Genomic DNA, 21,366 nt, shown 5'->3' with positions numbered 1-21,366 from the left:
CTAAGAAAGGCCGGGTTTTTGATGAGAGCGCTTCGCGCCTTGGGCGCCGGGATCGTGCTGGCCATGGCGGTCGCCGCCTGCGGCTCGTCCACCACCGCGACCGACCCGGGGAACGCGAGCGGGACGACGGAGGCGACGTCGGCCGCGCAGACGGGGTACCCCCGGGTGGTCGAGCACGCCATGGGCAAGACCGAGGTGAAGGCGCAGCCGAAGCGCGTCGTCGCGCTCGACCAGAGCTTCGTCGACGCCGTCCTGACGCTGGACACCGAGGTCGTCGGCTACACGCAGTACCGGTCGATCGAGGAGAAGCTGCCCGACTATCTGCGGCCGGTCCTGGCCAACGCGGCGAACGCGGTGCCGGTGGGCACGCTGGAGGCGCCCAGCCTGGAGAAGATCGCCGAGCTCAAGCCGGACCTCATCGTGTCGGCCAAGGTCCGCCACGAGGCCCTGTACGACAAGCTCTCGGCCATCGCCCCGACCGTTTTCAGCGAGACCACCGGCGCCATCTGGAAGGACAACCTCCGCCTGGTGGGCAAGGCCCTGGGCAAGGAGGACCTCGCCGAGCAGCGGATCAGCGCGTACGAGGCCCGCGCCGCCAAGATCGGCGAGGAGATCAAGGAGAAGAACGGCGGGAAGATGCCGACCGTCTCCATCGTCAGGTTCGCCGGCGAGCCGACGGTCCGGCTCTACGTGGAGAACTCCTACTCCGGGGTCGTGCTCAAGGACGTCGGATTCCCCCGGCCGGAGGGGCAGCCGACCGTCACCGACACGATCATGGTGGAGATCAGCGAGGAGCGCATCGCCGACCTCGACGCCGACCACATCTTCGTGAGCTCGTACCAGGACCCGGCGGCGGACGAGACGAAGAAGAAGTTCACCGCCAACCCGCTGTGGGGCAAGCTCAAGGGCGAGAAGCACGACGTCTCCGACCAGACGTGGATGTCGGCGGTCGGCATGCAGGGCGCGCATGTCATTCTCGACGACCTGGCCGCGGCCTTCGGCGTGGACCCCGCCCGGCAGGCCTGAGGTCCGGCGCGTACGCCTACGCGAGACGCCGGCCGGGGGCGATGCGACCTGGCCGGAGTCTCGCGTAGGGGGGCGGGGCGGGGAGCGCGTGGGTTATGCGGGGGCGTGGAAGGCGCGCAGCTCCTCCAGGTGCGGCGCGATGTCGATGCCCTGGCGTTCGAGCCAGCCGTCGTCGCCGTAGGTGTCCCGGTAGCGTTCGCCGCCGTCGCAGATCAGCGTCACCACGCTGCCCCGCTCACCCGCCGCCCGCATCTCCTTGATGATCTGTACGGCGGCCGCCATGTTGGTCCCGGTCGACCCGCCCACGTCGAGGCGGGTGACCTCCTTGACCCACCGCATGGCGGCGATCGACATCGCGTCGGGCACCTGGGTCATCCGGTCGATCACCGCGGGCATGAACGACGGCTCGACCCGGGGGCGGCCGATGCCCTCGATGCGGGAGCCCGTCCCCGGACGCTCCTCGCCCGCGACCCAGGAGGGGTAGAACGCGGAGCCCTCGGGGTCGGCCACGCAGAGCCGCGTCTGGTGCCGCCGGTACCGGATGTAGCGCCCGATGGTGGCGGACGTGCCGCCGGTCCCCGCGCTCACCACGATCCACGCGGGCTCCGGATGCCGTTCCAGGGCCATCTGGTTGAAGACGCTCTCCGCGATGTTGTTGTTGCCCCGCCAGTCCGTGGCCCGCTCGGCGTAGGTGAACTGGTCCATGTAGTGGCCGCCGGTCTCCTCGGCCAGCCGCCGGGACTCCGCGTAGATCGCGCAGGGGTCGTCCACGAGATGGCACTTACCGCCGTGGAACTCGATGATCTCCCGCTTCTCCGGCGACGTGCTCGCCGGGATCACCGCGATGAACGGCAGGCCGAGCAGCCGGGCGAAGTACGCCTCGCTGACCGCGGTGGAGCCGCTGGACGACTCGATGATCGTGGTCGTCGGGCCGATCCAGCCGTTGGCCAGGCCATACAGGAAGAGGGAACGAGCGAGTCGATGCTTCAGTGAACCGGTCGGGTGGACCGACTCGTCTTTGAGGTAGAGATCGACGCCCCAGTGCGGAGGGAGCGGGAAGACATGCAGGTGCGTGTCGCAACTGCGGTTCGCGTCGGCCTCCACGGCCTGGATGGCGTCCGCCGCCCATCGACGGATGCCCGGGTCGTGCCGTTCCACGTATTCCATGCCATAACCCTAGCTAGTGAGGTTTGCCACAATTTCTACAGGATCGAGTAATGAGTGTTATTGTAATGAGACTTAGACGGGCCGCACGTGACTTCGCCGTGCCGGCCCACGTCCGCGGTGACCCCTCTGACCAGGCACGACCCTTAACACTTCGCTTACGAGTCCCCTGCAACGATGTCGAGCGACGTAACAGGTCCCGGGCGCCCGCATGGGTTCACGCCGGAGGGGTAGCGGGGGAGCAGTTTCGCGTAGGGGGATGGAAATGATCACGATGACCGATGAGCAGCGCCAGGCATGGTTCGAACGCGATGTCGTCCCGGTGACCGGTCAGCTTTACGCCTCCGCCATGCGTCTCACCCGCAACCAGGCCGACGCCGAGGACCTGGTCCAGGAGACGGTGGCCAAGGCGTACACCTCCTACCACCAGTTCCGTGAGGGCACGAACCTGAAGGCGTGGCTGCACCGGATCCTGACGAACAACTTCATCAACGACTACCGCAAGAAGCAGCGTTCGCCCAAGCTGTCCGCCGCCGAGGAGATCGAGGATTGGCAGCTCGCCGCGGCGGAGTCGCACATGTCCACCGGTTTGAAGTCCGCGGAGACCGAGGCGCTTGAGCAGCTTCCGGACAGCGCCGTCATGAACGCCCTGCGCGCCCTGCCCGAGGACTTCCGGGTCGCGGTCTACCTCGCCGACGTCGAGGGGTTCGCGTACAAGGAGATCGCCGACCGGATGGGCACCCCCATCGGCACCGTGATGTCCCGGCTGCACCGGGGCCGCCGCCAGCTCCGCGGCATGCTCGCCGAATACGCCCGCGAGGAGGGCGTCGTCCGCGTGCCCGTCGCCGCCTGACCGCACCCGCCGGCTGGGCCTTCGCTGCGGTCGCTCCCTTCCACTCCGCTCCCTCGATCCCGGTGAACGTTTACGGAAACGCATTAGGTGTGTGGCACGGCGATCAGCGCCACCGCGCTGAGCGCGAACCCCACCCCCGCGATCTGCACCCGGTTGAGCCGTTCGTCCAGCACGTACCGCGCGAGCAGTAGCGTGCTCGCGGGGTAGAGCGACACCAGCACGGCCACCAGGCTGAGCATCCCGCCGCGGGCCGCCAGCAGGTAGAGGATGTTGGCGGCCATGTCGAGCACGCCGGCCGCGATCGTCACCGGGAGTGCCCCCGGGATCGGGCGCAGCGTCCGGCGCGAGACGAGCGCCAGCAGCACGACCAGCGAGATCGACGCGATGCGCGCCCCGGCCAGCGGCCACAGGCCCGAGCCGGCCGGGGCCAGCTTGAGCAGCACGAAGAACCCACCGAAGCCCGCGCCTGACGCGAGCGCGCTCACGATCGGGCCGAGCCGGGCGCGGGACGGGCCGGCGGCGGAGTCGCGGCTCACGAGGAGCACGGCGAGCAGGCCGAGCGCGATCCCGACCATCGCGGTGACGGACGGCCGCTCGCCCTGGATCAGCCCGAACAGCACGGGGACCGCCATGGAGGTGGTCGCCGTCGTCGGCGCGACCACGGACATCATCCCCGACGCCAGGCCCCGGTAGAACAGAACGATGCCGGCGGCCCCGGCCACGCCCGAGGCCATGCCCCACAGCAGCGCCGCCGGGCTCGCCTCCCCGGGCAGGACGGGCATGAGGGCGCAGACCAGCACCAGCCCGCCGAGCTGGGAGATCACGACGACCGCGAGCACGCGGGATCGTCGCGTGGCCAGCCCGCCGAAGAAGTCGGCCGTACCGAAGATCACTGCACACGCCGTAGCGAGCGCCACTGCCGTCACCGCGCACCTCACAGTTCACTGAATTGCACTGTTCATACAACATGTTGAGTGCAACAGATTGCAAATCAGATTCACTAGGCTGTACCCATGCCGGATCTGGAGACGATCAGCGCGGCCATCGCCACCAACGTGCGCGGGCAGCGCGCCCATCGCGGGATGACACTCGACGAGCTCGCGGCCCGGTCGGGGGTGAGTCGCGGGATGCTCATCCAGATCGAGCAGGGCCGGACCAATCCCAGCATCAACACGCTGAGCAGGATCGCCGAGGCTCTCGGGGTCACGGTCGGCCGGCTCGTCGAGGTGTCCGAGACCCCCGTCGTCCGGGTCGTCCACGCCGCCGACGTGGTGACCTTCCGCCACGCGAGCGGGGGCGAGGCGCGGCTGCTGGTGGGCGCGGACGCGCCGGCCATCTGCGAACTGTGGGACTGGCGGCTCGGCCCCGGCGAGCACCACGACGGCGACCCGCACCCGGCCGGCACCCGCGAGATGCTCAGCGTCCTGGAGGGCGAGCTCACCCTCACCGTGTACGGCAAGAGCCACACGGTCGGGGCCGACGAGGCGGTCGTCTTCAGCGGCGACCGGCCGCATCGCTACGCGAACGAGGGGGACGGCCCGCTCCGCTTCATGATGGCCGTCATCGAACCCCGCGAGCAGGCCGACCAGCCTTATTGACGGTTCCGCCTGGCCGGCCGCGAACGACTCGCGTCGTGCCGTGATGCCGGGTTCTGGTTCTGGGTGGTGGCCGTCGTAGAGCAGCGGCGAGGTGACCGATGCTGAGCGGCTGGTCAGGGCGAGGCCAGCGCCTCTGTAGGGGCCAGGCGGCTGGCACGGATGGCGGGGTAGAGACCGGCCAGGCTGCCGATCAGCAGGGTCGCGACCAGGGCGCCGGCCGGCGCCCAGACGGGGATCACCATCGGCAGGGCCTGGATGGCCGTGTACACACCGGTCACCGCGGCGCCCAGGAACAGGCCGCCGAGGCCGCCGAGGCCGGACAGCAGCAGCGCTTCGGTCAGGAACTGGATGCGGATCTGCCCCCGCGTAGCGCCGAGTGACCGGCGCAGCCCGATCTCGGCCTTGCGTTCCAGGATCGAGATGATCATGGTGTTGGCCACGCCCACGCCCCCGACGACCAGGGCGACCGCGCCGAGGCCGAGCAGCAGGCCGGTCAGCGCCCGGTTTGTCGCCTGGCGAGCGGCGAGCACGTCGGACGGCCTGGACACGTTCACCTCGCCGGGCACCTGAGGTTTGGCGGTGGCGGCCAGCACGGCGCGCACCGCTTCCACGGCCGAGTCCTCGGTTCGGGTGTAGATCGTGGTCGGATGCCCGTCGAACGACAGGTACCTTGCGGCAGCGGGCCAGCCGATCAGTGCGGAGGAGTCCAACTCCGGCGCGAGCGGCACCGCGTCCAGCAAGCCGATGACGGTGAACCAGTGTCCGCTCAGGTACACCTGCCGTCCCAGTGCCGTGACGCCCAGCCGTTCGGCCGCCGTCGAGCCGAGCACGACGGCCGGGTACCGGGCCGTCGCGGCGTTGAGCCAGGTTCCTCGCGCCACGGTCGCCCCGATGAGATCGGGGACGGTGAGCTCTGTGGCGACGACGGCGATGCCGCCGCTCTCGGCGGCAGGGATCCGATCGTGACGGTACACGTGCGCGTCGGGCAGCAGCGCGGTGGCGGCGGCGCCCGTCACCGGGCGGATCCTGCGGATCATGGCCGCCGCTTCCTGCGGCAGCTGCGCCTGCTTCCCGAAGACGGTCTGGCCCGGCGCGACCGTGAGCAGGTTGGTGCCGAGCCTGGCCAGGGTCCGGTCCAGATCGGCTCTGCTGGAAGCGGAGATCCCGACGACGGACACCATCGCGGCGATCCCGATGGCGATGCCGAGGGCCGACAGGAGGGCTCGCAGCGGCCGGGTGCGCAGCCCGGCCCCGCCCACCCTGATCACGTCCCTGGCCGACAGCGCCGTCATGGCAGCACCCGCCCGTCCCGCATGCGCACCTGCCTGGGCAGGGCGTGCGCGATCTCCAGGTCGTGCGTGATCACCACGATCGTGGTCCCTGACGCGTTCAGCTCCCGTAGCAGCGCGAGCACGCCCGCGCCCGCCGCCGAGTCGAGGTTGCCCGTCGGCTCGTCGGCCAGCAGCAAGACAGGCCTGCGCACGGCCGCCCTGGCGATGGCCACGCGCTGCCGCTCGCCGCCGGACAGCTCGTGCGGCCGGTGCCGTACGCGATGGCCGAGGCCCACCTGGTCGAGCGCCTCCAGCGCGCGGGCGCGCCGCTGCCCGAGCGGCACCCCCGCATACAGCAGCCCGTCGGCCACGTTGTCCAGCGCCGACGCCCCTGTGGTCAGGTGGAACTGCTGGAACACGAACCCCATCCTGGTGGCCCGAAGCTCCGACAGGGCACGGTCCGGCAACGCGGCCACGTCCTGGCCGTCGAGGTGCACCCGGCCGCTGGTCGGCCGGTCCAAGGTGCCGAGGACGTGCAACATGGTGGACTTGCCCGACCCGGACGGACCGACGATGGCCAGCAGCTCGCCCTCCTCGATCTCCAGCCAGACGTCATCCAGCGCGATGACACCACCGGGGTAGGCCTTGGTGACGCCCTCGAGTCGCGCGATCATGTCGGCATCCCCACCTTCAGGCCGGCGGTGAGTCCCTGTCCCGACACCTCGACACGCCCGCCGGCGAACAGTCCCGTCCGGACCGGAACGATCCGGCCGTCCGCGAGCTCGACGCCGTACCCGCCCTCGGACAGTGCCAGGAGCGCCGCGACCGGCACCGTGAGGACGCCCTCGCGCACCTCGGAGACGAGCGTCACATCGACCGCCGCCCGGTCGTAGCCGACGGCCCCGATCGCCACGGTCAGCTCCACTTTCGTGGTCGTGCCTCCCTGATCGGAATTGACTACGAACTGCGCGGTCGCGACCTTTCCCTGGACCGGCTCGCCGGCCGGTGTCTTGACCGTCGCCGTCGCGCCGATCTTGGCCAGCCGGTATTCGGTCTCGTCCAGCCGTACGGTGACCAGGTGCTCGGTCCCGGTGACAGTCAGGAGTGGAGAGCCCGGATGGACGAGCGTCCCAGGCCCTGAGGTCTGGTCGTTGACGCGGATGGCGTCCGGCTGGAAGACGACCCGGCCGAACTCGACCATGCCGGTCTGCTTGACGCCGAGGTCCTTCTGCCACTTGCGTACGGCCTGCGCGATCTCCTTGCTGAATACGTCGTCAACGGTGAAACCGCGATAGCCGAGTTCGCGCAGGTTCTCTGCCAGCTGCCGGACATCGGCCCCTCGCACGCCGGACCGCAGCGTCCGGTAGGCAGGCACCTTGCCGTACAGGAGCACGGTGGGGACCTGGTCGACCTTGAACAGCACGCCACCGCGACGGACCGTCGAGCCGACGGCGGGGAGCGCGGTGACCGTGCCGGGAGCGGCCGCGGCGAGCGGGCGCTCGCGGCCGTAGCCCACGATCCCCGTGGCCGTCGTGGTGTCGGCCAGGTCCTGCTTGGTGACCTCGGCGACGGCGGCGGGCGCGGCGTCGCGGGTGGCCGGTTCGTCGCCGCGCCCGCCGAGCACGATCACCGCGATGGTGGCGCAGCCCGCTGCAAGGATCAGCAACCCGGCCGCGATCCGGCCGGTCATGCCGTGCGGCACTTTTCCATCGCGGCCTTGAACTTCGGGTCGTCAGGGCTGGCTCCGAGGGCTCCGAAATCCAGCTGGAGCCTTCCGCTGGGGTCGGGGTCAGGGAACTTGGGGTATCCGTTCTCGCGCATGCACTTTGCCTGCTTGCGCGCGCTATCGAGATCTTGAGTACTCGGTTTGCCTCCCTGTCCGCCGGGGAGGAGGTGACCGCACTTGGCCATCGCCGCGTCCATCTTCTCCTTCTCGGCGATGTCGCTGCTGACCTGGAAGCGGCCGTCGGTCGGGTCCTTGATGTCGATGCCTTCACCTCGCATGCACCGGGCGAAGGCCACCTCTCCGTCACCGGCGGCCGAAGGGCTCGCGGCCACGTTCGCCGTGGCGCCGCTCGCGGTGGCGACCCTGGGCTCGGGTTGGGCGCCGCAGGCAGTCAGGGGGAGGCCCACGGCGAGGAGCGTGATCAGCGTCTTCGTCTTCATGGCCCCGGAGTTCATCGCAGAGCCGATTACCGTGGCGTTAGCGCGAACGTTAACCGTGGCGATACACACAACCGGATAGAACTTCTGAGCGTGCGTGTTCTGATCGTTGAGGATGAACCGGTGCTGGCCGACGGCATCGCCGAGTGGCTGCGTCGCGACGCGCTGGCCGTTGACGTGGTCAACGACGGTGGCTCGGCGCTGGAGCGGCTGGAAGTGAACGACTACGACGTGGTCATCCTTGACCGTGATCTTCCTGCCGTCCACGGCGACGACGTGTGCCGATCGATTGTGGAATCGACCTCACGAACCCGTGTTCTCATGCTGACCGCTGCTGCGGCCGTACGGGATCGGGTGGCGGGCCTCCAGCTCGGCGCTGACGACTACCTGTCCAAGCCGTTCGCACTGGCCGAGTTGTCGGCCAGAGTGCAGGCGCTGCTGCGGCGCACCGGGCACATCACGCCTCCGGTCCTCAGCCGCCGTGGCCTCCGGATGGATCTGGCCAGGCGGGAGGTTTATCGCGACGGGCGTTACGTCGCGCTGTCGCGCAAGGAATTCGCCGTACTCGCCGAGTTGCTGCGCGCCGATGGGGCGGTGGTTTCGGCCGAGGACCTGCTGGAGCGGGCCTGGGATGAGCACACCGACCCGTTCACCGGCGTCGTGCGGGTGACGATTCTGAAGCTGCGCCGCAAGCTGGAGGTCCCTGTGATCGACACCATTCCTGGAGTCGGGTACCGCATCGCATGAAGAAGCTCACGATCAGGGCCAGACTGACCCTGGTATACGCGGCGTTCTTCCTGGTGGGCGGAGTGGTGCTGCTCGGCGTCACGACCCTGCTGGTGTCCCAGCAGGTGCCCTCGGCCATCAGCGGCAAGCACGTCCTGTCGTCCACGCCGTCTGGGCCGCCGATGGACGAGGGCCGGCAGATGCTGAGCGAACGGATCCGTACGGTGACCACCACGTCCCTGATATCGCAGGGCGCGATCGGGTTGCTGCTGGTCGGCGCGGCCTCGGTCGGGTTCGGCTGGCTGGTGGCGGGCCGAGCGCTGCAGCCCCTGCACCGTGTCACCGAGACCGCGCGGCGGCTGTCCGTGGGCGCGGGGCGGGGACTGCACGAACGGATCGTCATGGACGGCCCGCAAGACGAGGTACGCGACCTGGCCGACGCCTTCAACCTGATGGTGGAGCAACTGGACGCGGCCTTCGACGGACAGCGCAGGCTGGTCGCCAACGCCTCGCACGAGTTGCGCACCCCGCTGGCCATGAACAGGACGCTGGTGGAGCTCGCGGTCAGCAGGCCGGGTGCCTCGGAGGACTGCATCCAGCTCGGCACGTCGTTGCAGACCGTCAACGAACGGCACGAACGGCTGATAGACGGCCTGCTCACACTGGCCGACTCCGAGCACGGCATCACCGAGCGCACCCCCGTCGACCTGGCCGACATCGCCGGCCACGTCTGCGACCAGCTCGGCGTGCCCTGCGACGGCGCGGCCGCCGCGATCACCAGAGGCGATCCGATCCTGCTCGAACGGCTGGTGCAGAACCTGGTGGAGAACGCCGTCGAGCACAATGTGCCCTCCGGGCTCGTCTCTGTGACCACGGAGACTGTCGGCGAGGACGTGGTGCTGACCGTGGCCAACTCGGGGCCCATCGTGCCGCACTACGAGATCGAGTCGCTGTTCCAGCCGTTCCGGCGGCTCAACCGCGAGCGTACCGGTGGCGGGAGGGGATTCGGCCTCGGCCTGTCCATCGTGCGCTCCATCGCCCGCGGTCACGGCGGCTCGGTGACGGCCGTCCCTCGCGACGGCGGTGGCCTGGTGGTGACCGTACGATTGCCGGGCCCAGGCACCGCCTCGCCGCGAGAGGCCGTGTGACGCACGACGACCCGGCGGCGAAGCCATCGCCGAAGTCACCGGCGTCCTGCCTCACCCCGCCGCACCCACTGAGCGGCTTCACCGACAAACCGCCAAATACCGCTGGGGTGACTCGCGCCATCAAGCCATCAAAGTCGCAGATGTCGGTCATCACCCTTTCGGTGGTGACGGTGGGGTGGGGGAGCTTTGTCATAGCGTGATGAAGATGGTGGTGTGTGGGCGTTTGGCCGCCCCATTTCCTCGGGAAGTCATCCAGAGTGCGACTCACGGGGATCTCGACGGAGATGCCCGTAGCAACGGTCAGGCCAATATTCCTGCGAGGTAACGGGCTGGAGCCCCATGATTACTCCATGAGTTCTCCGGTCCTCGAACAAAAACTATTGATCCGTCCTTTCCGTGCCCTTCTGCGGCCACGGAGTGTGAGCGATGGCTGAGCCCGCGGACGCGATGGCGAAACTGCACGCCGAGCTCGCCGCCCTCGGCGTTTCCGACGCGTACGAGATCGGCGACGGCGTCACGCTGTCGGTCTGGATCGGCCTCGTGGTGAGCTATCGCGACGGGTTTTACCGCTGGCAGGAGGCCTCCGTGAAACGCCGTCACGTGGGTAGTGACCCTTCCGGATGTGCCATCCGGGTGGCCCGTAGATATGCCGATCTCCGAGCGAACGTGCCGCCCTGGTGGGAGGACCTGGCCAGGGTCATACGGGGGGACAAGGCCAGGGGATATCCCTGATCCCCGCCAGCTCGGGGGGAACACATGCGGGTCGGCCTCACCTGTCTGGCACTGCTGCTGGTGTCCGGATGCGGTGTCCTGTTGCCCCGCCCGTCGGCCGGGCCGCGCCCCGCCCCGACGCCCCGTCCGACCGGCCCGACCGGCGCGCAGCCGTCCCCGGCCCCCTCGTCCTCGCCTTCTTCCGCACCGAGCGGCACGCCCCGGCCGCCGCAGCCTCGCCACATCTCGTGCGCGCACGTCAAGTGCGTGGCCCTGACCTTCGACGACGGGCCGGGGAACTACACCTCGCACGTCCTCGACGTGCTCGCCAAGCACTACGCCCGGGCGACGTTCTTCCTGGTCGGAGAGATGATCCACAAGGAGGACCAGCCGGTGCTGCGGCGCATGGTCGCCGAGGGGCACGAGCTGGGCAACCACACGTGGGACCACCGCGATCTCACCTCGCTCAGTGACGCGGCGCTCAAACACGAGGTCGTCAGTACGGAGCGGCTGGTCAAAGAGGTGACCGGCGTTCGTATGCACGCCTTACGGCCGCCGTACGGAGCGACCGACCGCAGGGTGGCCGGTGAGGCGAAGCGGCTCGGGCTCGGACAGGTTCTCTGGGCGGTCGACACCCTCGACTGGCGCGACCGGGTGCCCAAGCTCGTCGTCCAGCGCAGCACGGCCGCGAAACCAGGACAGATCGTCCTGATGCACGACATCCACAAGACGACCGTGGAAGCACTGCCGCGCCTGCTGAACGTGTTCGACAAGAAGGGATTCACGTACGTGACCGTGTCCGAGCTCTTCGGCGATCTCAAGCCGGGAAAGCGGTACTCCGACCGATGAAGGGCTACGACTTCGAGGGGCCCGCGCTGGAGTTGGGCGCGCTGGTGGCGGACGGGCGGGCCGACCCCGCGGAGAAGATCAGGATCCCGCTCGGGATGATGAACCGGCACGGCCTGGTCGCCGGCGCCACCGGCACGGGCAAGACCAAGACCTTGCAGATGATGGCCGAGCAGCTCGCCGCGCAGGGCGTTCCGGTGTTCCTGGCCGACGTGAAGGGCGACCTGTCCGGCCTCGCCTCGCCCGGCGCGCCCTCCGACCGGGTGAGCGCGCGGGCCGCCGAGATCGGCCAGCCCTGGACCGGGAAGGCCTGCGCCACCGAGTTCTTCTCGCTCGGCGGCATCGGCGACGGCATCCCGTTGCGGGCCACGACGACCGCGTTCGGGCCGACGCTGCTGGCCAAGGTGCTCGGGCTGAACGAGACCCAGGAGTCCTCGCTCGGACTGATCTTCTACTTCGCTGACCGGCACGGCCTGCCGCTGCTGGACCTGAAGGACCTGGTCGCGGTCATCCAGCACCTCACCGACAACCCGGAAGAACTGAAGGGCGTCGGCGGGCTCGCCCCGCAGACCGCCGGGGTGATCCTGCGCGCGCTGATCAACTTCCAGGCGCAGGGGGCGGAGGCGTTCTTCGGCGAGCCCCAGTTCGACACCCGCGACCTGCTCCGTACGACGTCCGACGGCAGGGGAGTGATCTCCGTCCTCGAACTGCCCGCCGTACAGGACCGGCCGCGGCTTTTCTCGACCTTCCTGATGTGGCTGCTCGCGGACCTGTTCGAGGGGCTGCCCGAGATCGGCGACCCGGACAAGCCCACGCTCGTCTTCTTCTTCGACGAGGCGCACCTGCTCTTCGACGGGGCGTCCAAGGCGTTCCTGCAGGCGATCACGCAGACCGTGCGGCTGATCCGCTCGAAGGGGGTCGGCGTCTTCTTCGTCACCCAGACGCCCAAGGACGTGCCCTCCGACGTGCTGGGCCAGCTCGGTTCGCGCGTGCAGCACGCGCTGCGCGCCTTCACGCCCCAGGACGCCAAGGACCTGAGGGCGACCGTGTCCACCTTCCCCGCGTCGTCGTACAACCTGGAGGAGCTGCTCACCCAGCTCGGCATCGGGGAGGCGGTGGTGACCGTGCTGTCGGAGACGGGCGCGCCCACCCCGGTCGCCTGGACCCGGCTGCGCGCCCCGGAGAGCCTGATGGCCCCCTCGGACCCCGCCGTGGTCCGGCAGGTCATCGCCTCCTCCTCACTCCTCCCCAAGTACGGCACGGCAGTGGACAGGGAATCGGCGTACGAGATGCTGAACGCCCGGCTCGCCCCGCCAGCGCCCGCCCCCACGGCACCCGCCGAAACGCCGGAGCGGTGGCGGGAGAGGCCCGAGGAGCCACGGGAACGCCGCGGCGAGGCGCGGGAGCGGCCGGGGGAGAGGACGCCGCTTGAGGGGGTGCTCCGCTCGCCCGCGCTGCGGTCGCTGGCGCGTTCGGCGGCGTCCGCCCTCGGCAGGGAGATCACGCGGTCGATCTTCGGCACCGCCCGCCGCCGCCGCTGAGCTCCACCGCGCCGCCGGTTCCGGGTCCGACGCCCGCGATTTCCGAGGCCCGTTCCCCACCGGGTTGTACGGCTCGCGCGGTGGCGCGAGCCGTACCGGATTCACCGGGTCATCAGCAGCGCCAGCGCTCCGATGAGCAGCCAGGCGCCGATCTGTGTGGAGCACACGATCGCGGTGGCGAACTTCATGGCGGGATTCCCCCTCTCGGTGGGAGGCGCCGGGCCCCGTGGCGCTCTCCTCACGTTGATGGTGCCGCCGGCCTCTTGCGCTCTGCTTGGCGGTGACTTGGGGTGTCAGCGGAGCACGCCGCAGGCGATGCGGTTGCCCGTGTCGCCGGCTTTCAGGGTGGTCGCGTCCGCGCCCGTGGTGCCCGTCGTGTCCGCCGGATGGGTGTAGCGGGAGGGGATGTTCCCGTAGTTGTCCGGCAGCGCGTGGATGACGACGGCGCTGCCGTCCGCGTCGGCGAGCTGCGCGACCCGGAACCGGTCGGTGACGAAGGAGGCGCGGGCCGTGCCGTTCTGGCCCACGAGCAGCGCGGGCAGGTCGCCGTCGTGGCCGCCGTGCCCGCCGTGGCCGCCGGGTGTGGCGAGGTCGAGGTGCGCGCCCGCCGTGGCGAACGGGCTCCCGGTCGCCGGATCCACGGCCCTGGCGTCGCACCTGCCGGTGGTATGGACATGGAAGCCGTGGAATCCGGCCGACAGCCCCCAGACGCTCACGGTGATCCGGGTCGCCTGACCCTCGTCCTCGACGCGCAGCACGCCGACCCGCTTGCCGGCCGCGTCACGCAGCGTCGCGTCGAGTGGTCGGGCGATGTGGCCGGGCGCCGCCTCGGCGGCGGAGGATCCGATGACCGCCGTGCCGAGCGCGAGCGTCACGGCGAGCGCGAGGTGTGTCCTTCCGGGCATGGTCTCTCCCCTGCTTCGTGCGATGAGCGTCCTTCCGATTACCTTGCGTTACGAAGGAAACCACGCCTGACCCGTGCCCGGGGCGGGAAACGGCTCCGGGAACGCGAACGCCCGCCCCGGAACGACTCCCGTATTGGGAGCCGGCCGGGGCGGGCGTTTCGCTGTGATCAGTTGGAGCGCTTGGCCCGCGCGGCGGCCCGGCCGCGGATGGCGGCGTCGAGGACCACCTTGCGGAGGCGGACGGTCTCGGGCGTGATCTCCACGCACTCGTCCTCGCGGATGAACTCCAGCGCCTGCTCCAGCGACAGAACGCGCGGCGGGATGACCTTCTCGGTCTCGTCCGCCGTGGAGGAGCGCATGTTCGTGAGCTTCTTCTCCTTGGTGATGTTCACGTCCATGTCGTCGGACCGCGAGTTCTCACCGATGATCATGCCTTCGTAGACCTCGGTGGTCGGAGAGACGAACAGCGTGCCGCGCTCCTGGAGGTTCAGCATGGCGAACGCGGTGACCGGGCCGGAGCGGTCGGCGACCAGGGACCCGTTGTTGCGGGTGCGCAGGTCGCCGAACCACGGCTCGTACGACTCGAAGACGTGGTGGACCAGACCGGTGCCGCGCGTCTCGGTGAGGAACTCGGTACGGAAGCCGATCAGGCCGCGGGCCGGGACCACGAACTCCATCCGGATCCAGCCGGTGCCGTGGTTGGTCATGTGCTCCATGCGGCCCTTGCGTACGGCGAGGAGCTGGGTGACGGAGCCGAGGTACTCCTCGGGGCAGTCGACGGTGAGCCGCTCGACCGGCTCGTGCGTCTTGCCGTCGATCACCTTGGTGACGACCTGCGGCTTGCCGACGGTCAGCTCGTAGCCCTCACGGCGCATCTGCTCGACCAGGATGGCCAGGGCGAGCTCGCCGCGGCCCTGCACCTCCCAGGCGTCGGGCCGGTCGGTCGGGAGCACCCGCAACGACACGTTGCCGATCAGCTCCTTTTCGAGCCGGTCCTTGACCATGCGGGCGGTGACCTTGGAGCCCTTGACCTTGCCGACCAGCGGGCTGGTGTTGGTGCCGATGGTCATGGAGATCGCGGGCTCGTCCACGGTGATCAGCGGCAGCGGGCGCGGGTCGTCCGCGTCGGCCAGCGTCTCGCCGATCATGATCTCGGGGATGCCGGCGATGGCGATGATGTCGCCCGGTCCCGCCTCCTCGGCGGGCTTGCGCTCCAGCGCCTCGGTCATGAGCAGCTCGGAGATCTTCACCTTCTGCACGGTGCCGTCGGTGCGGCACCAGGCGACCTGCTGGCCCTTCTTGATCGTGCCCTGGTGGACCCGGCAGAGGGCGATCCGGCCGAGGTAGCTGGACGCGTCCAGGTTGGTGACGTGCGCCTGCAGCGGTGCGGTCGGGTCGTATACCGGGGCCGGGATCGTCGAGGTGATCGTCTCGAACAGCGGCTCCAGGTTCTCGGAGTCGGGCATCTCGCCGTCCTGGGGACGGTTCAGGGATGCGCGGCCCGCCTTGCCGGACGCGTAGACGATCGGGAAGTCGATCTGGTCCTCGGTTGCGTCGAGGTCCATGAAGAGCTCGTAGACCTCGTCGACGACCTCGGTGATCCGGGCGTCCGGCCGGTCGACCTTGTTGATGCACAGGATGACCGGCATCTTGGCCGACAGCGCTTTGCGCAGCACGAACCGGGTCTGCGGCAGCGGACCTTCGGAGGCGTCGACCAGCAGCACGACGCCGTCCACCATGGACAGGCCCCGCTCCACCTCGCCGCCGAAGTCGGCGTGGCCGGGGGTGTCGATGATGTTGAGCGTCATGCCCCCGTGCTTGACCGCGGTGTTCTTGGCGAGAATGGTGATGCCCTTCTCGCGCTCGAGGTCGTTGGAGTCCATGACACGCTCGTCGACGTCCTGGTTGGCCCGGAACGCCCCGGACTGCCACAGCATGGCGTCCACCAGCGTGGTCTTGCCGTGGTCGACGTGCGCGATGATCGCGATGTTCCGCAGGTCGTCGCGGCTGTTCAATGGCATAGTGGAGTCTCGCTCTGGTTCGTTGGGGCTGTCCGTCCGCGTCCCGGGAACCGGCTCGTGTCCCGCCGCGAGACGTCTGGCCGCGAGTGCGACCTTCAGATTTTAGTTGATGCGCGTTACCGCCGCGCGCCATGGTCGCACGATTTGGCACATACCCACGCTCGCCGCTGATAGTTTCACTGATGAGAGTCTCACGGATGATGGTCTCATTCATGAGCATATGAGGGCGTGGTGGGCGTGGTGCACGGGTTCATCGGCCGACAGCGGGAGCTCGCGCGACTCCACCGCTGGCTGGGAAAGACGGCGGCGGGTGGCGCGATCGGCCGTCCCGGGCGGGCGCTGCTCCTCAGAGGACGGCGGCGGGTGGGGAAGTCCCGGCTTGTGGAGGAATTCGTCGAACGTTCCGGCGTTCCTCACCTGTTCTTCACCGCGTCAGGACGGCCGATGGGTGAGGAACTGCGATTGTTCGCCGCCGAGGCGGCGGCCTCCACTCTCCCGGGGGCGTCTCTCTTCGATTCCGTGACGCTCGAATCGTGGGAGGCGGCGATGCGGCTGCTCGCGGCAGCCCTGCCCCAGGACGGGCCGGGCATCGTCGTCCTGGACGAGCTTCCGTACCTGATCTCCGGTGATCCGGGCTTCGAGGGGACCTTGCAGAAGGTCTTCGACAGAGAGCTTTCGCGGATGCCGGTGCTGCTCATCGGCATCGGCTCCGACCTCTCGATGATGGAGGCGCTCAACGACTACGGGCGGCCCTTCCACCAGCGCGCGACGGAGATGGTCCTGTCGGCGCTGGATCCGGCGGACGTCGGCGAGATGCTCGGACTCGGGGCAGCCGACGCGTTCGACGCGTATCTGGTGTCCGGTGGCCTGCCCCTGATCTGCGACGAATGGCCGAGCGGCGCCTCGCTGTGGGACTACCTGGCGGAAGCGGTCACCGACCCGACGTCCGCGCTGGTGGTCAGCGGTGAGAGATCACTCGCCGGAGAGTTCCCTCCGGAGGCCCAGTCCAGGGTCGTTCTCAACGCGATTGGTACGGGGCAGCGGACTTTCGGATCCATCGGCAGGGCCGCTGCGGGGGTGTCCCATGCCACGCTGAGCAGAGCGCTCCAGCTTCTCCTGGAGAAGCGGCTGGTCACAGCCGAGCTTCCGCTCTCGTCCCGGCCGTCCAGGGAGACGAGGTATCACGTCGCCGACGTCCATCTCCGCTTCTGGCTGGCTTTCATCTGGCCGGGGCTGCCGGAGATCGAACGCGGCAGGGGAGACCGGGTGCTCCACCGGATCCGCGCGTCGTGGACGTCATGGCGGGGTCTGGCGATCGAGCCGACCGTACGGGAGTCGTTGCGGCGCATGCCGGAGGGAACCCTCCCCACGGGCACGAACGCGGTCGGCGGGTACTGGACCCGTACAAACGATCCCGAGATCGATCTGGTGGGCGGCGACCGCGAGCCGATCTCAAAGAAGATCACCATGGTGGGATCGGTGAAGTGGCTGGAGGATCGCCCCTTCGACTCCCATGATCTGGCCGAGTTGGTCGTGCATCGGGCGAAGCTGCCCGGCGCGGACTCGGGTGTCCCGATGTTCGCCGTGTCACGCAGTGGCTCCGCGACCTCCGGGGTGACCGTTGTGGGGCCGGAGGAGCTGCTCCAGGCGTGGCGGAGCTGAGAAGTCGTGTGCTCCCGGACCGGGGGTGATCCCGCCTCTCCGAGCACGATCGGGGGAGGCGGGCTGTGGGAAACCTGCGGGAATCGCTGTCGGAGGCCGCGGTTACAGTTGGCTGATATGACCTTCGCTCCGGCCTTCGCGGCGATGCTGCGCACGTCGGACGGTGTGCGGATCGACGCCGCGCACACGCCCAACGACTCCCTCGACCTCGGCATCGTGATCGCCCACGGGTTCACCGGATCCTGGCGTGCCCCCTGTACGCGCCGCATCACGCACGTCCTGTCCCGGTTCGGCGGGGTGCTCTCCTTCGACTTCCGCGGCCACGGGCGCTCCACCGGCGAGTCGACGGTCGGCGACCTGGAGGTGTTGGACCTCGAGGCGGCCGTCAAGCACGCCAGGTCCATCGGCTATCGGCGGGTCGTCACCGTCGGCTTCTCCATGGGCGCCGCCGTGGCCGTACGGCACGCCGCGCTGCACCGGGGCGTGGACGGCATCGTCGCGGTGAGCGCGCCCGCGTGGTGGTACTACCGGGGCACCAAGCCGATGCGCCAGGTCCACTGGGCGATCGAGCGCCCGGAGGGCCGGCTCGCGGCGCGGTGGGTCAAGCGGACCAGGATCGCGTCCGGGCGCTGGGACCCAGTGCCGCTGCCGCCGTTCGAGGCGGCCGCGCTGATCACCCCCACGCCGCTGCTGATCGTCCACGGCGACGCGGACCCGTTCTTCCCGCTCGACCACCCGCACGAGCTCTACGGCAACGCCCGCGACCCGAAGGAGATGTGGATCATCCCCGGGTACGGTCACGCCGAGGCCGCGGCCACGCCGGACCTGGTGCGAAAAATCGGTTCGTGGATCGTGCGAACCAAACCCGTATAACGGTCGTCTACCAGAGTTGTGCGGATCAAAACCCTCGGGAGTGGTCCAATCCACCGATTAGGGGTGATCGGTGCGCACCATTGTGTAGTCATGGTGTGGCCCAGCGTCGCGGGGGCGCGCTGGGCGGGCCTCCCGGTCCCGTACGGGCCACGCGGCGCGCGAGGGAACACCTCGCGCGCCGCGCGCCGTACGGGATCGGTGGGGTGTCTCCCCGGCCCGGGGAGGCCGCCTCAGCCGAGACGGGCGATCGACTTGTACTCCAGGTAGGCCGACAGGCCCTCGGGGCCGAGCTCCCGGCCGAGGCCGCTCGCCTTGTAGCCGCCGAAGGGTGAGGACGGCTCCATCGTGTTCATCATGTTGACGCCGTAGGTGCCGGTGCGCACCTGGCGGGCGACGTCCATGCCGTGTTCGGTGTCCGCCGTCCAGACCGACCCGGACAGGCCGTAGTCGCTGTCGTTGGCGATCCGGATCGCGTCCGCCTCGTCGTCGTACGGGATCACCGCCAGGACCGGGCCGAAGATCTCCTCGCGGGCGATGCGCATGTCGTTGGTGACCCCGGCGAACACGGTCGGGGCGACGTACCAGCCACGATCGAACGGCCGATCGAGGCCGCCGATGACGGCCTTGGCGCCCTCGTCGAGGCCGGTCCTGATGTATCCCTCGACCCGCTCCTGCTGCCGCTTGGCCACCAGCGGGCCGATGCCGGTGGCGGGGTCGGCCGGGTCGCCGACCGGCTGGCCGGCGACCATGTCGGCCACGGCCTGCACGATCTCGTCGTATCGGTTGCGTGAGGCGAGGACGCGGGTCTGCGCGACGCACGCCTGGCCGTTGTTCATGAGCGAGGCGATCGACAGGAAGCCCATCGCGGAGGGCAGGTCGCAGTCGTCCAGGATGATGGCGGCGGACTTGCCGCCGAGCTCCAGGCTGCACCGCTTGAGCTGCTCGCCGCAGATGGCGCCGATGCGGCGGCCCGCCGCGGTGGAGCCGGTGAAGGCGACCTTGTCCACGCCGGGGTGGGAGACCAGGTGCTCACCCGCCTCGCGTCCGGCGGCCACGATGTTGACGACGCCGTCCGGGATCCCGGCTTCCTTGATCATCTCGGCGAGGAGGTAGGAGTCGAGCGGTGTCTCGGGGGCGGGCTTGACGACGATCGTGCAGCCCGCGACGAGCGCGGGGGCGAGCTTGGTCATGATGACGAACTGCGGGACGTTCCACGGCACGACGGCGGCGACGACGCCGACCGGCTCGCGGCGCACCGTGATGGGCCCGAACATGCCGGGCCGCTCGTCCTCGACGGCGTAGGTGGCGCCCAGCTCGGCGAAGTACTGGAGCATCCCGAGCGGCTGCGGGGCCTGGGCGAGCTGGGAGAAGGTGATCGGCGACCCCATCTCCAGGGTGATCACCTCGGCGATCTCGTTCTGCCGCGCCGCGTAGATCTCGGCGAGTTTCCCGACGACCGCGGCGCGCTCGGCCATGCTCATGCGGGGCCACGGCCCGTTGTCGAACGCCTCGCGCGCGGCGGCGACGGCGCGGTCCATGTCGGCCGCGGTGCCGTCGGGGACCCGCCCGACCACCTCCTCGGTGTGCGGGGACACGACGTCGATGGTCCCGGTGCCCGCGGGGGCCACCCAGTCGCCCCCGATGAAGAGTTTGTCGTGCTGAAGCATGGTGGTCCGCCTCCTGGTCGGGCGCGCCTCATTTGAGCGAATGCTTGGTTGGTAGACAGTCTGTGTGCCGTGGCGTCGCAGGACAAGTACCCGGCCGCCATTGGGACCGAATCATGTTCTGTCAGGGCTGGCAAGGCACTCCATATCCGGTCAAGTCCGGCAAACGCCTTAAAGCCGGACAGGATCCCCCGTTCAGGTGGCAACTATCAAGATCACCTTCTATAGTTTCGGACCGTCAGCAGGGGGGGATCACGTGCAACCGGGGCGCTGGGTCGGCCTGGCGGTGGTGTTCACCGCGCTCCTCGGCGCGCTCGCCATTCCCGGTGCCCAGGCCGCGCCGGACGAGCAGGCCAAGCTCAAGAAGCTCCGTGAGGAGGCCGCCGAGCTCACCAAGGCGTACCGCGGCGAGATCGTCAGCCTTGAGGACACCCAGAAGCTCGCGGAGAACTCCTCCGGCCGGGTGGCGCGGCTCAAGCGCTCTTTGGCCGCTGCCGAGCGCAAGCTGACGATGTTCGCCCAGACCGCGTACATGGGCGGAGGGATCGACGACTCCCTGCTCCTGATGCCGCAGGCCGACCTCGGCGCCTCCTCGATCGTCTCGTACCTTTCCAGCGAGAAGACCGAGCGGGTCACCTCGATCAAGACGCTGATCGCCGAGGAGAAGAAGGCGGCGAAGGACGCCGACGGGAAGATCGCTCAGCTGGAGCAGCACATCAAGGAGCTGAAGGCCAAGCAGCACGAGGTCGAGCAGAAGCTGGCCAAGTTCGGCTTCCAGGTCCCCGGCTCGTCGTCCGGCCTGACCCAGCGCCTGATCACGCTGCGCGCCGAGGTCATGCAGACGTTCCCGATGCCGTTCAGTGTGGGCTGCCTGCGTGTCGGCGACCCGGGGGAGCACGGCAAGGGCCGGGCCTGTGACTTCATGATGAGCGGCGGCGGCCGGATGCCCGACGCCGCGGCCAAGGCGCGCGGTGACGCCCTGGCCAAGTGGTGCATCGACAACGCCGACAAGTACGGGATCATGTACATCATCTGGCAGCAGCGCTTCTACGACATGCGTACCGGCGCGGGCTGGCGGATGATGTCCGACCGCGGAGGCATCACCGCCAACCACTACGACCACGTCCACGTCTCCGTGCTCTGATCCCGCGTACGGCATGTGCCGTGCCGGCGGCTCCACGGGGGGCATCCGAG

21 protein-coding genes are annotated in these 21,366 nt (G+C 69.4%); 11 read left to right on the top strand and 10 right to left on the bottom strand.

Annotated elements, in window-relative coordinates; genetic code table 11:
- Positions 1–21: 21 nt before the first annotated feature.
- Positions 22–1,026 (top strand): ABC transporter substrate-binding protein, encoded by a 1,005-nt coding sequence (locus ACQP1V_RS38035; protein ID WP_387414610.1) that lies wholly within the window; start codon positions 22–24, stop codon positions 1,024–1,026.
- A 93-nt stretch (positions 1,027–1,119) separates the two neighbouring features.
- Here the strand turns inward: ACQP1V_RS38035 and ACQP1V_RS38030 are convergent, their stop codons facing one another.
- A complete protein-coding gene (locus ACQP1V_RS38030; protein WP_433415627.1) occupies positions 1,120–2,193 on the bottom strand; it encodes a PLP-dependent cysteine synthase family protein in 1,074 nt (357 codons plus the stop codon).
- A gap of 262 nt (positions 2,194–2,455) precedes the next feature.
- On the opposite strand from ACQP1V_RS38030, the gene ACQP1V_RS38025 reads away from it, so the two are divergent.
- A complete protein-coding gene (locus ACQP1V_RS38025; protein ID WP_061255234.1) occupies positions 2,456–3,043 on the top strand; it encodes a sigma-70 family RNA polymerase sigma factor in 588 nt (195 codons plus the stop codon).
- Positions 3,044–3,126: 83 nt separating this feature from the next.
- Here the strand turns inward: ACQP1V_RS38025 and ACQP1V_RS38020 are convergent, their stop codons facing one another.
- Positions 3,127–3,960, bottom strand: a complete 834-nt coding sequence (locus ACQP1V_RS38020) for an EamA family transporter (protein WP_433426090.1) — start codon at positions 3,958–3,960, stop codon at positions 3,127–3,129.
- Between the two features lie 96 nt (positions 3,961–4,056).
- Here ACQP1V_RS38020 and ACQP1V_RS38015 point away from each other — a divergent pair, with 96 nt between their 5' ends.
- On the top strand, positions 4,057–4,641 hold the full coding sequence (locus ACQP1V_RS38015; protein ID WP_067125345.1) for a helix-turn-helix domain-containing protein: 585 nt from the start codon (positions 4,057–4,059) through the stop codon (positions 4,639–4,641).
- 113 nt (positions 4,642–4,754) lie between these two features.
- Here ACQP1V_RS38015 and ACQP1V_RS38010 read toward each other — a convergent pair whose 3' ends face one another.
- Genes ACQP1V_RS38010 through ACQP1V_RS37995 form a run of 4 tightly spaced genes read right to left on the bottom strand, consistent with a single transcriptional unit; the run spans position 4,755 to position 8,147 of the window.
- Entirely contained in the window at positions 4,755–5,933 is a 1,179-nt protein-coding gene (locus ACQP1V_RS38010) for an ABC transporter permease (protein ID WP_433415624.1), read from the bottom strand.
- Positions 5,930–6,586, bottom strand: a complete 657-nt coding sequence (locus ACQP1V_RS38005) for an ABC transporter ATP-binding protein (protein ID WP_387414602.1) — start codon at positions 6,584–6,586, stop codon at positions 5,930–5,932. The genes ACQP1V_RS38010 and ACQP1V_RS38005 overlap by 4 nt, the downstream gene beginning before the upstream one ends.
- Positions 6,583–7,602, bottom strand: a complete 1,020-nt coding sequence (locus tag ACQP1V_RS38000; RefSeq protein WP_433415621.1) for a peptidoglycan-binding protein — start codon at positions 7,600–7,602, stop codon at positions 6,583–6,585. The genes ACQP1V_RS38005 and ACQP1V_RS38000 overlap by 4 nt, the downstream gene beginning before the upstream one ends.
- The gene (locus ACQP1V_RS37995; protein WP_433415618.1) at positions 7,599–8,147 is read right to left on the bottom strand and encodes a hypothetical protein; all 549 of its coding nucleotides are present in this window, start codon (positions 8,145–8,147) and stop codon (positions 7,599–7,601) included. The genes ACQP1V_RS38000 and ACQP1V_RS37995 overlap by 4 nt, the downstream gene beginning before the upstream one ends.
- Positions 8,148–8,168: 21 nt before the next feature.
- On the opposite strand from ACQP1V_RS37995, the gene ACQP1V_RS37990 reads away from it, so the two are divergent.
- From ACQP1V_RS37990 to ACQP1V_RS37970, 5 genes are all read left to right on the top strand, one after another.
- On the top strand, positions 8,169–8,822 hold the full coding sequence (locus ACQP1V_RS37990; RefSeq protein ID WP_387414598.1) for a response regulator transcription factor: 654 nt from the start codon (positions 8,169–8,171) through the stop codon (positions 8,820–8,822).
- On the top strand, positions 8,819–9,949 hold the full coding sequence (locus tag ACQP1V_RS37985; RefSeq protein WP_433415615.1) for a sensor histidine kinase: 1,131 nt from the start codon (positions 8,819–8,821) through the stop codon (positions 9,947–9,949). Before ACQP1V_RS37990 ends, ACQP1V_RS37985 begins: the two co-directional genes overlap by 4 nt.
- Before the next feature lie 426 nt (positions 9,950–10,375).
- The gene (locus tag ACQP1V_RS37980) at positions 10,376–10,681 is read left to right on the top strand and encodes a hypothetical protein (RefSeq protein ID WP_387414595.1); all 306 of its coding nucleotides are present in this window, start codon (positions 10,376–10,378) and stop codon (positions 10,679–10,681) included.
- A 24-nt stretch (positions 10,682–10,705) separates the two neighbouring features.
- Positions 10,706–11,509, top strand: a complete 804-nt coding sequence (locus ACQP1V_RS37975; RefSeq protein WP_433415612.1) for a polysaccharide deacetylase family protein — start codon at positions 10,706–10,708, stop codon at positions 11,507–11,509.
- Positions 11,506–13,047 carry a helicase HerA-like domain-containing protein gene (locus tag ACQP1V_RS37970; protein WP_433415609.1) on the top strand — a complete coding sequence of 514 codons (1,542 nt, stop codon included), beginning with the start codon at positions 11,506–11,508 and terminating at the stop codon, positions 13,045–13,047. The genes ACQP1V_RS37975 and ACQP1V_RS37970 overlap by 4 nt, the downstream gene beginning before the upstream one ends.
- A gap of 101 nt (positions 13,048–13,148) precedes the next feature.
- On the opposite strand, the gene ACQP1V_RS37965 is transcribed toward ACQP1V_RS37970, so the two are convergent.
- The 3 genes from ACQP1V_RS37965 to typA form a co-directional block, all read right to left on the bottom strand.
- Positions 13,149–13,289 (bottom strand): hypothetical protein, encoded by a 141-nt coding sequence (locus ACQP1V_RS37965; RefSeq protein ID WP_387414590.1) that lies wholly within the window; start codon positions 13,287–13,289, stop codon positions 13,149–13,151.
- Positions 13,290–13,340: 51 nt separating this feature from the next.
- Positions 13,341–13,952: a superoxide dismutase family protein gene (locus ACQP1V_RS37960; protein WP_433415606.1), complete on the bottom strand. Its 612-nt coding sequence runs from the start codon at positions 13,950–13,952 to the stop codon at positions 13,341–13,343.
- A 167-nt stretch (positions 13,953–14,119) separates the two neighbouring features.
- A complete protein-coding gene (gene typA / locus ACQP1V_RS37955) occupies positions 14,120–15,973 on the bottom strand; it encodes a translational GTPase TypA (RefSeq protein WP_387414586.1) in 1,854 nt (617 codons plus the stop codon).
- A 231-nt stretch (positions 15,974–16,204) separates the two neighbouring features.
- Here typA and ACQP1V_RS37950 point away from each other — a divergent pair, with 231 nt between their 5' ends.
- Together ACQP1V_RS37950 and ACQP1V_RS37945 are read left to right on the top strand one after the other, a co-directional pair.
- A complete protein-coding gene (locus ACQP1V_RS37950) occupies positions 16,205–17,635 on the top strand; it encodes an ATP-binding protein (RefSeq protein WP_433415603.1) in 1,431 nt (476 codons plus the stop codon).
- Between the two features lie 117 nt (positions 17,636–17,752).
- Complete coding sequence (locus ACQP1V_RS37945) at positions 17,753–18,508, top strand: alpha/beta hydrolase (protein ID WP_433415600.1); 756 nt, start codon at positions 17,753–17,755, stop codon at positions 18,506–18,508.
- A 230-nt stretch (positions 18,509–18,738) separates the two neighbouring features.
- Here the strand turns inward: ACQP1V_RS37945 and ACQP1V_RS37940 are convergent, their stop codons facing one another.
- Entirely contained in the window at positions 18,739–20,175 is a 1,437-nt protein-coding gene (locus ACQP1V_RS37940) for an aldehyde dehydrogenase (protein ID WP_387414581.1), read from the bottom strand.
- A 253-nt stretch (positions 20,176–20,428) separates the two neighbouring features.
- Between ACQP1V_RS37940 and ACQP1V_RS37935 the strand changes: the two genes are divergently transcribed.
- Positions 20,429–21,316, top strand: coding sequence for a coiled-coil domain-containing protein (locus ACQP1V_RS37935; protein WP_433415597.1), 888 nt, complete (start codon positions 20,429–20,431; stop codon positions 21,314–21,316).
- Positions 21,317–21,366: the final 50 nt, after the last annotated feature.

This window comes from Microtetraspora malaysiensis (assembly GCF_050947145.1).
GTDB lineage: Bacteria > Actinomycetota > Actinomycetes > Streptosporangiales > Streptosporangiaceae > Microtetraspora_A > Microtetraspora_A malaysiensis.
Note: the sequence above shows the minus strand (reverse complement) of the source record. Positions and strands in the feature narration are given on the sequence as shown.